The 12,979-nt window shown below is 36.4% G+C and carries 15 protein-coding genes, 2 tRNA genes, 1 other RNA gene and 2 pseudogenes; 9 read left to right on the plus strand and 11 right to left on the minus strand.

Annotation, left to right across the window (positions count from 1 at the left end):
- Positions 1-42: 42 nt before the first annotated feature.
- The 7 genes and pseudogenes from KKC91_01770 to KKC91_01800 all read right to left on the minus strand — a co-directional run bounded on the left by KKC91_01770 (position 43) and on the right by KKC91_01800 (position 5,727).
- A complete protein-coding gene (locus KKC91_01770; GenBank protein MBU0477283.1) occupies positions 43-867 on the minus strand; it encodes a LacI family transcriptional regulator in 825 nt (274 codons plus the stop codon).
- Positions 857-1,033 (minus strand): LacI family DNA-binding transcriptional regulator, encoded by a 177-nt coding sequence (locus tag KKC91_01775; GenBank protein ID MBU0477284.1) that lies wholly within the window; start codon positions 1,031-1,033, stop codon positions 857-859. Before KKC91_01775 ends, KKC91_01770 begins: the two co-directional genes overlap by 11 nt.
- 102 nt (positions 1,034-1,135) lie before the next feature.
- Complete coding sequence (locus tag KKC91_01780) at positions 1,136-1,798, minus strand: class II aldolase/adducin family protein (protein ID MBU0477285.1); 663 nt, start codon at positions 1,796-1,798, stop codon at positions 1,136-1,138.
- The gene (locus tag KKC91_01785) at positions 1,785-2,990 is read right to left on the minus strand and encodes a hypothetical protein (protein MBU0477286.1); all 1,206 of its coding nucleotides are present in this window, start codon (positions 2,988-2,990) and stop codon (positions 1,785-1,787) included. Before KKC91_01785 ends, KKC91_01780 begins: the two co-directional genes overlap by 14 nt.
- Positions 2,987-3,130 (minus strand): annotated as a pseudogene (locus tag KKC91_01790) (SDR family oxidoreductase). The gene KKC91_01785 and the pseudogene KKC91_01790 overlap by 4 nt, the downstream one beginning before the upstream one ends.
- A complete protein-coding gene (locus KKC91_01795; protein MBU0477287.1) occupies positions 3,130-4,236 on the minus strand; it encodes an alcohol dehydrogenase catalytic domain-containing protein in 1,107 nt (368 codons plus the stop codon). The pseudogene KKC91_01790 and the gene KKC91_01795 overlap by 1 nt, the downstream one beginning before the upstream one ends.
- 15 nt (positions 4,237-4,251) lie before the next feature.
- Positions 4,252-5,727 (minus strand): rhamnulokinase, encoded by a 1,476-nt coding sequence (locus KKC91_01800; protein MBU0477288.1) that lies wholly within the window; start codon positions 5,725-5,727, stop codon positions 4,252-4,254.
- Positions 5,728-5,835: 108 nt separating this feature from the next.
- Between KKC91_01800 and KKC91_01805 the strand changes: the two genes are divergently transcribed.
- From KKC91_01805 to rnpB, 9 genes and pseudogenes are all read left to right on the plus strand, one after another.
- Positions 5,836-6,924: a mannose-1-phosphate guanylyltransferase gene (locus KKC91_01805; protein MBU0477289.1), complete on the plus strand. Its 1,089-nt coding sequence runs from the start codon at positions 5,836-5,838 to the stop codon at positions 6,922-6,924.
- Positions 6,925-7,941, plus strand: coding sequence for a sodium:calcium antiporter (locus KKC91_01810; GenBank protein MBU0477290.1), 1,017 nt, complete (start codon positions 6,925-6,927; stop codon positions 7,939-7,941). It begins immediately after the preceding gene.
- Positions 7,942-7,965: 24 nt separating this feature from the next.
- A complete protein-coding gene (locus KKC91_01815) occupies positions 7,966-8,478 on the plus strand; it encodes an adenine phosphoribosyltransferase (protein MBU0477291.1) in 513 nt (170 codons plus the stop codon).
- An 8-nt stretch (positions 8,479-8,486) separates the two neighbouring features.
- Positions 8,487-8,565 (plus strand) — tRNA-Arg (locus tag KKC91_01820).
- A 57-nt stretch (positions 8,566-8,622) separates the two neighbouring features.
- A tRNA-Val gene (locus KKC91_01825) sits at positions 8,623-8,694 on the plus strand.
- Positions 8,695-8,732: 38 nt separating this feature from the next.
- Positions 8,733-8,894 (plus strand): hypothetical protein, encoded by a 162-nt coding sequence (locus KKC91_01830; GenBank protein MBU0477292.1) that lies wholly within the window; start codon positions 8,733-8,735, stop codon positions 8,892-8,894.
- Positions 8,891-9,610 (plus strand): hypothetical protein, encoded by a 720-nt coding sequence (locus KKC91_01835; protein MBU0477293.1) that lies wholly within the window; start codon positions 8,891-8,893, stop codon positions 9,608-9,610. Before KKC91_01830 ends, KKC91_01835 begins: the two co-directional genes overlap by 4 nt.
- Positions 9,611-9,991 (plus strand): annotated as a pseudogene (locus KKC91_01840) (ribonuclease HI family protein).
- Positions 9,984-10,337, plus strand: an RNA gene (gene rnpB, locus KKC91_01845) — RNase P RNA component class A. The pseudogene KKC91_01840 and the gene rnpB overlap by 8 nt, the downstream one beginning before the upstream one ends.
- Here the strand turns inward: rnpB and nadD are convergent.
- The 4 genes from nadD to KKC91_01865 are packed head-to-tail and all read right to left on the minus strand — an operon-like array spanning position 10,336 to position 12,770.
- On the minus strand, positions 10,336-10,920 hold the full coding sequence (nadD, locus tag KKC91_01850) for a nicotinate-nucleotide adenylyltransferase (protein ID MBU0477294.1): 585 nt from the start codon (positions 10,918-10,920) through the stop codon (positions 10,336-10,338). The genes rnpB and nadD overlap by 2 nt on opposite strands.
- Positions 10,920-12,170 carry a glutamate-5-semialdehyde dehydrogenase gene (locus KKC91_01855; protein ID MBU0477295.1) on the minus strand — a complete coding sequence of 417 codons (1,251 nt, stop codon included), beginning with the start codon at positions 12,168-12,170 and terminating at the stop codon, positions 10,920-10,922. Before KKC91_01855 ends, nadD begins: the two co-directional genes overlap by 1 nt.
- On the minus strand, positions 12,163-12,564 hold the full coding sequence (locus KKC91_01860; protein MBU0477296.1) for a PIN domain nuclease: 402 nt from the start codon (positions 12,562-12,564) through the stop codon (positions 12,163-12,165). The genes KKC91_01855 and KKC91_01860 overlap by 8 nt, the downstream gene beginning before the upstream one ends.
- On the minus strand, positions 12,564-12,770 hold the full coding sequence (locus KKC91_01865) for a type II toxin-antitoxin system VapB family antitoxin (GenBank protein MBU0477297.1): 207 nt from the start codon (positions 12,768-12,770) through the stop codon (positions 12,564-12,566). The genes KKC91_01860 and KKC91_01865 overlap by 1 nt, the downstream gene beginning before the upstream one ends.
- Positions 12,771-12,979 lie beyond the last annotated feature (209 nt).

Here is a 12,979-nt window from a genome sequence, read left to right on the forward strand (position 1 = left end):
TAAAAATATATTTTTATATTCATAACAATACTCCTTGTTTATTTATTGTTTAGTAAATTCAATGCAACTTTTCCTAATAATCAACTCTGGCGGCAATTTTAAATCCATTGCTTTTTTACCTTCAATTAGAAACATAAGTTTTTCAGCAGACATCTCTCCTAGTTGTTCTTTTGCTTGATTAATTGTCGTAAGGGGTGGAATTAAGTGTTTTGTAACATCATCATTATTATAACCAATAACAGAGATATCCAGCGGGATTTTTATATTAGAGCAATGTGCCTTAAAATAGAACTCTATTGCAATCTCATCATTAGCTGCAAAAATTGCTTTAACGTCTCTATTGTTTTCTATGTTAGTTATTATATCTTCCATACTTGTTAGTATAACTTTCCCTCCAACTGAATTGATTTTTTGTTCGAAACCCCAATACCGTTTGTAATAATAACTATTCTTTATTTTCTTTATATTCTTTGCAGTAGACATAAGAAAGTAACTGTTTTTGTGTTTTAGGTTCAACAGATACTCAGCTGCAATGTATCCTCCATGAAAATCATCTGACATAACTGATACAACATTTTTATTTTCAACTTTTGTACGGAGTGAAACAACAGGGATATTCAAACTATTTATGTCTTTGGAATTATCATAATTATCTCTTGGATCTAAAATTATTCCATCCACTCCTCTACTAGCCAGATAATGCAAGTAATACTTCTCTTTATCTTTACTACTGTTTAAACACAGAATAATATTATAATTGTATTTCTCCAGTTCATGTTGAATTCCAGTTAGTATTTTATCAAAAAAAGATTTACTTGTTTCAGGAAATATAACGCCTATTAACCCGGTTCTTTTCTTAGCTAGCATTGATGCCGAAATATTTTTTCTGATAATTATGTTTTTTTGCGATAGATTTGACTTTTTTTACAGTCTCATTAGAAAATGGTATATTTGAACTTTTGTTATTTAATATGCGGGAAACAGTGAAAATGGAAACTTGAGCTTCTTTTGCTATGTTTTTTATAGTAACCATAAAAACCTAATGCACTAAACGTTTATATTATAACAAATTTAATAAATTTGTCAAGTCATTTTTGCTGACACAATAGGTTATATGACTAGATTAGTTTTTTATTTACGTTTTTTCTTTTAACAATGCTTTTCTATAAGACTCTGCCTTAAGATTATTAATCTCTTTAGCTTGAGCTCTTGTAAAAATTTTCATTTTGCCCAGTGACTTTGCCGCTACGAACGTTTTGCAGGCATCTTCAATGAGAAGTGTTCTATAATAAGCTTCCACTAAATTTGAGCCAACAGTCAAGAGCCCATGATTGCACATCAGGACAGCGTTATGTTCTTTTATAACTTTTTTTACCTCGTCTGCCAATTCTTTACCTGAAGGAATTACATATTTTATAGTTGGAATGTCGGAATCCACTAGGGCAACAAGATCTGGTGTAAAAGGTTTAAGCGTTATACCGAGCATTCCAACGGCAGTAGCAATAGGAGGATGAGTGTGGATTACTGCGGTTATATCTTTTCTCTCAAGATAACAACCTAAATGCATAGCGATTTCACATGTTGGTTTTTTACTTCCGTCGACAATCTTACCTGTTTTTAAATCAACTCCGATATAGTCTGACACCCTCGCTTCTTCAAAACAAATACCGCTGGCTTTCATATAAACAATATTGCCAGCTCTTGCGCTTATATTGCCGCCTGGACCTACAACCAGTCCTTTATCAGCAATCTTCTTACCAATTTCCACTAAGTGTTTTTTGATATTATCGTTTTTCATTTCTCCTTTTTCCTTTCTCCTTGGTTCTTTGCATTAAGGTATGATTATATAAAAAATACGCACCATCCATAAATATTTTTCTAATAGGGCTTAATTCTTTGGAATTAAAATCATCAACAAGTTTCTGCCCAAACTTGTTCATCTCTGTGCCTGCTATTATAGGAAAATTAAATTTTTTTGCAATCTCCACAGCTTTATAAAGTTTTTTCACTTTAATCCTTTTTTCTTTTTTATCCTTTATATTGTAGTTTCTATCAGGGATTATGTTCATCATTGAAATCCCCTTGCTAATTAATAAAGCAAGTAATTCTTCCAGCTTTTTCTCACCATCAGAGAGCCCATTAAGCCATGTTGCGCATGGTATTCCGCCTAATTCTGTTGTCATTTTATTTACTGTTTGAATCTCTGGGAAGGTCGCTGAGTCGGGTTTTATATAGGCAATCCCACCCTTTTTCATGAGCTTTGAACGAATTATTTCGCATAAAACATGGGGGTTATCCAGACTATTATTGATATCCTCTTCTTGGACGGGAAGTTTTGATATCCAATACCTGATGAAGCTTGCAGGGTTTTTAAAAACGTCCTTTGACTTATTATAAAAAGCTCTTAAGATGTGTCTTTCTGTGACGTTGCCATTGGGAGTCAGGGAAATAACATCTGTATCATATTTAACTCTGACGTCATCCAGATGTTCATTTAATATATCAACCATTTTCCTGGTTCGCATATGTGCTCGACAGGACATATCAGTTAATATTTTATAAATAGGGGATTCATGAGAGGGAAGTTTTGTAAATCCCACACCCATTAAGTAGTAGATTCCAGGCTCTCCGGGAGAATTTATCTCTTTATCTTTAAATTCCGGGATAAAAACCCTTGTTTCTATGCCAATAGATGCTCTTAGATTTAATAAGTCAGCTGCATAAAATAGCTCTTCAATTCCGTCCAGAACGTCAAAATCCACTATCTGGCAGAGTTTAATACCATTTTTTTTGCATAGCCATGCTATCTTTATTGGTGAATAGCCATATCCATTGAATGAGAAAAAGCTATGACAATGCATGTTTGAAATTTCTTTTTCCTCTGCCCACTTAACTTTCCCATCTTTTTTAAGCTTGATAAGTTCTAGTAGAGCGTTTTTTCTCACGTTTTTATCAAAATTATCAAGACGGATTTCGAGTTCTTCTATCATCTCATTTCCTGTCCACCAGTTACGTTTATGGCCTGACCTGTTATGTAAGAGGCCTCATCACTTGCCAGAAAAGCTACTACATTGAGAACATCGTCATAGGTACAACCCCTTCCTAATGGGACCTGTTCAATATATTTTTTTACGGTTTTATAACCACTTTTAAGGCGTTGCCTTTTTTATCCAGCATTTTTTCCATTGCTTCAACTGTATTTTCTAAAGGGAATGTATGTGTAACTATTTTATCCATAAGTATTTTTCTGCTTGCAATTAGCTCTAATGCTTCCTCAAATTGTGCCTTATTTGAAGCAAATGCGCCGTAAATAGAGACTTCTTTATAATGAATTATGTTTCCATCCAATTTTAAAACGGAATTCTGTTTCGGGAATCCGGCAAAAAAGCTTAATCTTCCTTTCATAGCCATTGCCCCTAAAAGATCTTCTGCTACTTTGCTAACGGAGCATGCGACTATTCCCACGTCAATACCTTCACCTTTAGTAATTTCTGATATATTCAGTATTAAATCAGTATCTTTAGTTGCAATATAATAGTCAAACCCAAATTCTTTTGCCTTTATGAGTCTTTCTGAAGAATATTCAGCCAGTATAACCTTTGCTCCTTTGGCTTTTGCCAATAGACCATGCATCAAACCAATGGGACCTGCTCCTACTATAGCAACATACTCACCTTTTTTAATATTTAGATAATTCTGGCCGTTTATTGCACAGGAAAGTGGTTCAACCATTGCAAGATGTTCATCTAAAATATGCTCCTCGGTTGTGACAGGGATTATAACGCTCTGTTTCACAGCATGGTCCTGAACTAATATGTATTCAGCAAAACCTCCAGGATAATAATATCCAATAGGCCTGTTATTGGCGCACATATTGTAGTTGCCTTCTCTGCAAGGTCTGCACTCTTTTTTTTGGCAGCCTATGGAAGTTACCAGAATTACTTTGCATCCAACCTCATATTCTGGATTTTTAACTTTAGAACCAATTTCTTCTATGATTCCTACGATCTCATGGCCTATAATAAATTTACCTTCACCATATCCTCGGATTTGGGGGACAAATCCTTTAGTGGTGTCTTTTGTCCCTTCGTACATTCTCCCATCTGTTCCACAAACAGCGCAAGCAGTAACTCTTATCAGTACATCTTCTGCTTTACAATCCGGTTTTGAAACGTTTTCTGTTTCCATATGTTTTGGTCTGTCTGTGTATAAAAAAACAGCTTTCATTTCTTGCATTTAGTTTCTCCTAATTCAGTTTTTAGATTTAAGGTTTTTGTATCTTTTATAAGCTTCTTCCCATATATCTGTTTGTTCAGGTTCATATTTAATGAGCTCAAACGAGTTTCGAACAATTTCTCTTGCCTGTTTAACGGATGAGAGCTCACCTGTTGCAATGGCTTGTATCAAGATATTACCAGTTGCTGTGGCTTCAACAGGGCCGGCAACAATATGTTTTTTAGTTGCATTCGCAGTGAGTTGACATAAAAGCTTATTTTGTATTCCTCCTCCAACAATGTGTAGCACATCTATTTTTCGCTGTCGCATTTCTTCAAGTTTTTCAAGAACCTGGCGATATTTAAAAGCTAGGCTTTCCATGACACAACGCAAGATGCTTCCTTTATCCGATGGAACTTTTTGATTTGTTTTGCGACAGTAGTTCTGTATTTTTTCCGGCATATTGCCCGGCTTCAAAAAAGTTATATCTTCGGGATCGATAAAACAGAGAAATGCTTTTGCCTTTTCTGCTTGTTTTGTTAAATCAGAGTAGGAAAGTTTTATGTTTTGTGATTCCCAGCTTCTTTTACATTCCTGAACCAGCCAGAGCCCCATGATATTTTTCAGAAAACGAAATGTATTGTTTACGCCTCCTTCATTAGTAAAATTATTTTTTAAGACTTTCTGATTTATCAATGGACTGCTTATTTCACATCCCATTAAAGACCATGTGCCCGAACTTAAAAATGCCCAGTTATCACCTTCAGCTGGAACAGCCGCAACTGCTGCAGCTGTATCATGCGACGCTGTAGCAATGACAGGTATTTGAGATATTTCCAATTCACAAGATATAGACGGTAGTAGTTTGCCTATAACTGTCCCAGGATTTACAATACGGGGCATTATTTTGCAGGGAATATCTAATCTTTCTAGAATTTCACCGCTCCATCTGTTCTTGCGCGGATCATAACATTGAGTGGTAGTAGCCAGGGTAAATTCCGCTGCTTTTTCTCCGGAAAAAAAATAGCTAAACAGGGCGGCTATCGGCAAGAGACAATCGCTCGATTGAAGAAGATAGGGCTGATTTATTCTCATCCATAGTAGTTGATAAAGTGTGTTTATTTGCATAAACTGGATACCTGTTCCTTCAAATACTTCTTCTCGTGACATTTTCTTGAAACATTCTTCCATCATTCCATCAGTCCGACTGTCCCGGTAATGCACAGGATTTTCTAATAAATGGTTATTTTTATCAATGAGTCCGAAATCTACGCCCCAGCTATCGAATGCAATTGCAGAGATTTTAGACTTAGAACACTTTCGCAGTCCTTTTTTTATCTCGTTAAAGAAATTTATGGCGTCCCAATAGAGGGTGTTATTAAGCCTTGTGCCTCCTGTAGTAAATCTATGTTTCTCTTCAAGAACTATTTTCTTACCATCGAATTTACCAAGCATTAACCGCCCGCTTTCTGCGCCTAGATCAACAGCTATGTAATTCTTGCTTTTCATCACGGTAAACCCCTTATCATTCGGACTCTGGCAACATTATGCCATAATTCTTTATTTATTTAAAACTAAATTTATGATATTCTTGTGTTATTAAAAGTGAGGGCAATGGTTATGTTGAGTGTTGTTGTTATGGCAGGAGGGAGCGGGGAGAGATTTTGGCCAAAGAGCAGGGAAAGAACGCCTAAGCAGTTATTGCCAATAGGTTCTAAGAATACCATGCTTCAGGAAACAGTAAAAAGAGCGCAAGCTCTAACTTCTTCAAAAAATATTTTTATAGTCACTCGAATTGGGTTAGAAAAGGAGATACATAAACAAGTTCCTCATATCCCAAAAAGGAATATTATAATTGAACCATTTGCTAGAAATACTGCGGCAGCAATAGGTCTTGCCAATTTAATTATTCGAAAAAGAGATAAAAAATCCATTACGGTTGTATTGCCAGCGGACCATATTATAAAAGATATTGGACAATTTAAAAAGACCATTACTACAGCTTGTATAACAGCTGAAGAAGGGTATCTTGTTACAATAGGGATAAAACCAAGCTATCCGGAAACTGGTTACGGATATATTCGCAGAGGAGATAGGATATTTACTGAGCATGATACTGGTGATACACCGGGTATTTTTAAGGTAGTTGAATTCAGAGAAAAGCCTGATTTGAAAACTGCAAGAGAGTATTTAAAGAAAGGTGAGTATTATTGGAACAGCGGTATGTTTGTATGGACAACTAAGTGCATAGAAGAAGCGTTTAAGGAATATATGCCTGAACTTTATGAGGCGCTAAAAGTTATAGGAAATTCTATTTCATTATTGCTCAGGGATGAAATTATGAAAGGGAAGTATGAGAGGCTAGAGAAGATCTCAATCGATTACGGAGTTATGGAGAGGGCGAAAAACGTAAGCGTTGTAGAAGGTCTCTTTGACTGGAATGATGTAGGCTCATGGCTCGCTTTGGAGAAAGTCTATAAAAAAGATGATGATAATAATATCGTTGTAGGAGATTATATAGGTATTGATACAAAGAATTGTATATTAATAGGGGATAAGAGTCCAATAACTGCTATAGGTGTTTCGGATTTAATCATTGTAAACACGGGAGATGTTGTACTGGTCTGCAAGAAAACAGAGGCACAGAAAGTAAAGGAATTATTAAAACAAATTAAGCAGAATAAAAAACTTTCCAAACTGGTTAAATAAATGCCAAATATTTGGATTCAATTCTCAATAGGCGCAATTATAATTATTCTTGCTGGTTTTAAGTTATCAAAATATGGGGATATAATTGCCGAAAAGACAGGTATTGGTCGGGCATGGGTAGGAATGATATTTTTAGCCGGTGCAACAGCGCTTCCTGAACTTTTCACTACATGCAGTTCCGTAGTTATTGAGAAAGCTCCTAATTTAGCCGCAGGCAATGTCCTTGGAAGTATCATATTTAATCTTTTTATAATCGCGATACTCGATATTATTCAAGGTCATGGACCAATTTTAAGGAAAGTAAATCTTGGGCTAATTTTACTCGGGGCAATTTCTGTGATTCTCTCAGTAGTCGCAGTTTTAGGCATGTTATTGAAAGATGCAATGTCAGTCTTTTCTATAGGTCCTGCAAGTTTCTTGATAATAGGAATATATTTAGTAGGCATGCGTCTTTCATTCAGATATCAATATCGTAATTCTGATGAACATCATTCTGATGAATCTCAGGATAGGGAAGTGGCAGAAGAAAAAAAATATGAGAATGTTTCCGTTGCAAAGACAATTTTTGGCTATCTGTTTTGTGCAGCAGCTATTTTTGGAGGAAGTATATGGGTTGCTCATACTGCTAAACTTATAGCCGTAGGAACCGGATTAGGGGAAACTTTTGTTGGCAGCCTTTTCCTTGCGATAGTAACATCTCTTCCTGAACTCATGGCAACAATAGGAGCAGTTAAAATGGGGCTCTTTGATATGGCGATTGGGAATATATTTGGAAGCAACATGCTTAATATAGTGTTTTTGTCAATCAGCGATGTCTTATTCAGAACAGGTTCTATATATGCCTATCTATCTTCTACGCATATTCTGACAGCAGTTATGGGAATTCTTTTAACAATGATTGTGATAATTGGGATCATTTATCGCTCAAAAAAATCCTTTCTTAAGCTTGGCTGGGACGCAATAGCTATAACTATAGTATATATTGCCAGTACGTATATGATATTTAAGTTGAGGTAAATATAAAACAACAAGGAGGGTAAGATGGACTTAAAAAATCTGATTCGGGATGTACCTGATTTCCCAAAGAAGGGAATAATTTTTAAAGATATAACTACGTTACTTAAGGATAAGGATGCGCTTAAAGAAGTAGTTGATAAACTTGCAGAAGAATGCGAGGGAAAAAAGATTGATATTGTAGTTGCTGTAGAAGCAAGAGGTTTTATATTCGGCGGAGCGTTGGCATACAAGCTTGGAGCAGGGTTTGTTCCGCTCAGAAAGCCGGGAAAACTTCCATACAAGACAATAAAGGAGACATATGATCTGGAATATGGCACTGATACATTGGAAATACATGAAGACGCAATAAAACATGGAGATAGTGTTCTCATTATAGATGACCTTCTTGCAACAGGCGGAACAAGTTTGGCAACAGTTAAACTTGTTGAGAAACTTGGCGGAAATGTATCAAAGATCGTGTTTCTTATAGACCTTACGTTTCTGAAAGGTGCTGAGAAACTTGAAGGATATGAAGTAAGTTCATTGATAAAATATTGAGCGAATATGCGCCTGTAGCTCAGTAATGGATAGAGCAAGGGATTCCTAATCCCTGTGTCGGAGGTTCGAATCCTCTCAGGCGTACCAGATTTAGGTAAGTTGAAAACATAAGTTTTTTGTGATATAAACTTCTGTGAGTTTTTAGGGCGATTAACTCAGCGGGAGAGTGCTACTTTCACAGAGTAGAAGCCACTGGTTCAAACCCAGTATCGCCCACTGTGAAATGACTGTAGCTTTTTTAGAGGAGATTGAATATGAAATGTGATACGTGTGGTAAGGAGGTTCTCAAGGTAAAGAGGATTGTTCTTGAGAAAGGCTATGATAGGACACAAGCAAGAGCGATTTATAATTGTGAGGAGTGTTATAGGAAGAAGGAGGCTGACATAGAGAAGCATACTCAAGGTAAAGGTAAATGACAGAACTAGAGAATGATATTAAATTACTAGTCAATGTCCAAGATTTAGATGTGCAAATACAAAATTTAGATACAGAGATAAAAAGAATACCCGAAGAAATGGAGGCTCATTATAGGAGTTTTAAGGCAAAGAAAGACGAGTTAGCAGTTTTAGAGTCAGAGCTTGTGGAGATTCAGAAGAATAGAAAATTGAAAGAGGTCGAACTTGACAGTGGTACAGAAGCAATAAAGAAATATAAAACACAACAGTATTCTGTTAAGACGAATAAAGAATATACTTCTTTGCAGCATGAGATTGGACAAATACAAGAGAAAAATTCTATATTAGAAGATGAGATACTCTCATTAATGGAACAATCAGATGCAGCGCATGAGGATATAGAAAAAAAGGCAGGAGAGATTAAGCTGGAGAATGGAAAACTTGAACAGGAAGAGCAGGAGAATAAGAGGAAAATAGCCCGGTTTGAACAGGAGCTTCAAAAAAGGCAAGAAGATCGAAAGAATTTAGTTAAAACTGTAAGTAGTGCTATTGTAGCCAAGTATGAAAGAATTAGAGATTTGAAGAATGGAGTGGGTATTGTGAATATTAGTGATGGAACATGTGGAGGCTGTCATATGGAATTACCTCCACAGATTATAAATAATACAAAGGCTGGTAACGGAGTTGCTGTATGTGAAAGGTGTTCGCGTATACTGTATATAAAGGAAGATAATTAGATGAAGGAGTTAACTATATACGTTGATGGGGCATCGGCTGGTAATCCGGGGAAAGCAGGTATAGGTATTGTGTTTTTTTGTGAGGGAAAGAAAATAAAGGAATATTCTCAATACATAGGAGTTACAACAAATAATGTGGTTGAGTACATGGCTGTAATTTTTGCCATGCAAGAAGCTCTGATTATGAGAGTGCAGAATATTACTGTTTTTACAGATAGCGAGCTTATTACAAGGCAGATACAAGGCAAATACAAAGTCAAGGATAATACCCTGTTTCGTTTACATATGCAGGTTCAACATCTAAAAAACGGTTTTAAAAAGTTTAACATCTCACATATAGAACGTACTAGTAATAAGGAAGCTGATAAATTAGCAAGCAGGTCGGTTGACCGCCTCGATGTATGTCGGGGAGGAAAGTCCGGGCTCCAGAGAGCAAGGTGTCCCATAACCTGGGATGGAAGCGATTCCAAGGAAAGTGCAACAGAAAGAAAACTTCCAAGCGCCTAGTTGGGTGTTTGGTAAAGTTGAAATGGTGTGGTAAGAGCACACCGATCTGATAGCGATATCAGACGCATGGTAAACCCCATCTGGAGAAAGGCTAAGTAAGAGGGAAGAGACTGCTCGTCTCAATTTAACCCTCGGGTAAACCGCTAGATAACGATGGCAACGTCGGTGCAAGATAGATGGTCAACTATTACAGAACCCGGCTTATAGACCTGCTTATCTTATTTTCTATAGAGTCCATGTTTGCATATATAATCTTCAACACTCTCAGGCAATAAGTATTTTATCGGAGCGCCTGATTTTATTCTCTTTCGAATGTCGGAAGAAGAGATTGCAAGATAGGTAATCTCCATCATTTCGGTATATTTCTTGAAAACATGTTTTGCTTTTTTAACGTCATATCCCGGACGAGACGTTACTATAAACCTACACATTCTCAAAAGCGCATCAGGAGATGCCCAGCTATCTATTTCCAAAAAAGCATCTGTGCCTATTATGAAATATATATTAACACCTCTGCCATATTTTTTTACAAATGCTTTAATCGTATCTATAGTATATGATGTGCCTCCTCTTTTTATTTCAATGTCTGAATCCTCAAACAAAGGATTACCAGCTATTGCTAATTTTATCATCTTAAGACGATGATGAGCCTCAGCAAGATTGGAAGTATTTTTGAGGGGATTAAGGGCTGAAGGAATAAATATTACCTTGTCAAGTTTGAATTTATTGCAAACCTCGGAAGCGCTTACAAGATGCCCATAATGAATGGGATTAAAAGTACCGCCCATAATAGCAATGCGCATTATATTCGCACCTGGCCATTGCCGAATATAAGATATTTATAGGTTGTGAGTTCTTCCAGTCCCATAGGCCCTCTAGCATGCAATTTGCCTGTACTTATACCAATTTCAGCGCCTAATCCAAATTCGCCGCCATCAGTAAATCGAGTAGATGAGTTGACATATACAGTAGCAGAATCTATTTCTTTCAGAAACCTATCTGCAGATGAACTATCTTTTGTAATTATAGCGTCAGAATGGCAGGATCCGTATTTATTAATGTGATTGATCGCCTCTTGTTCTGAGGACACTATCTTGATGGAAAGTATTAAGTCAAGATATTCAGTCGCCCAATCTTTCTCTTTCGCTAGTTTTGCCTCAGGGACAATTCCTTTGGTTTTTCTACAGCCTCTTATTTCAACGCCTGCATTCCTGAACATATCTATCATCTGAGGCAGAAAGACCTTGGCGATATCTTTATGAACAAGAAGCGTCTCCATTGCATTACATACTCCCGGACGCTGGACCTTCGCATTAAAACACACAGCTTTCGCAACATCAATATCTGCATGTTTATCAACATAAGTATGGCATATTCCGTCGCTATGTTTAATGACGGGAATAGTAGAGTTCTTAGCAACAAATTGTATAAGGTCAGCACCTCCGCGTGGAATTATAAGATCAATATATTTATCCATTTTTAACATGCGATTCACCATTTTACGATCAGTGCTTTTTATCATTTGAATGGAACTAGGAGGAACTTTTGTTTTCCGCAGACTATTTATCATTATTTGATATAAGGCAATATTTGAATTTATAGATTCTTTTCCTCCGCGAAGGATTACAGCGTTACCAGCTTTTAGACAAAGGCTTGCTGCATCCACAGTGACATTAGGCCGGGATTCATAAATTATAGCAATAACTCCAATAGGTACGCTTACCTTTTCTATTCTTAATTTATTTGGCCTGGTTGTCTTGCTAAGTATTCTGCCAACAGGGTCTGGGAGTTTAGTTAGTTTTTTTAGAGATTCACAAATATTTTTTATTCGCTGTGGAGTTAAAGTTAGACGGTCTATTAAAGCAGGAGACAGGTTATTTTCCTTTGCGCGTTTGATATCAATGATATTCGCAGATAAAATTTTAGATTTGTTTTTTCCAATATCATTGGCAATAGCCAGAAGAGCTTTGTTTTTTTCTTCTGTTGAAAGAGTTGCCAATACTCTTGATGCATCTTTTGCACTTTGAGCGATTTTTATCAGGTTTTTAGCCATATGTTTTTACCGATTTCAAACCACAGTGTTCTTCAATCGGGTCAAAATCTCTGTCATTATGGAGAAGGGGTGTCTTGTGCTCGATTGCGACTGAGGCAATCATGCAATCAACAGATTTTCGAATGGTAATTCCTCTACTACGGAGTGATCGGTAAATTTCTGCTGATTTAATAAAGGTGGTATGTGTCATAGGAAGAAAAATTAACTTATCAAACAAATTCTTTGTTTTTTCATAATCTCTTTCTTTCTGAATGCCCTGAAGAACTTCTGTTAAAATTATACCGCAAATGCAGAGATCATCCCTTTGTCTAATAAAAGATTCCAACACTGAAACATGTGGTTCTCGGCAATCTCTAAAGAAATCAATCCATACAGTTGTATCGACTATGATCATTATGTGCTACTACGTCCCTGACGCCAGGTTGCTAAATCTCCATTCCAGACAATCTTTCCTCTAAGTTCAAGAATTTTTGACTGAGACTCATGTCTAAGTAGCTCATGTAACGCATAATCAATTAATGTTCTGTAAGTCTTTATTCCTGTTACTTTCCGGCAGTTAGTAACAAGTTTGTCGTCAAGAACAACATTCGTTCGTCCCATAATAATTACCTCCAGTTTATCATACACATAATACTAGTAAAACAGGTGTATTGCAAGAGAAAAAATCCAGTGGTAATGTAAAATATTTTATGCAAAAGTAATTGAGATAGGAAAAAGAAAGGGCTATCCTCTCTCCTAAGAAAAAAACAGAATCCCGAGAAAGTATCGGGAAAAAGGAGAAGAGAGAATGCGCCCAGGAAAATATGATA

It is taken from the genome of bacterium, from assembly GCA_018812485.1.
Classification (GTDB): domain Bacteria; phylum JAHJDO01; class JAHJDO01; order JAHJDO01; family JAHJDO01; genus JAHJDO01.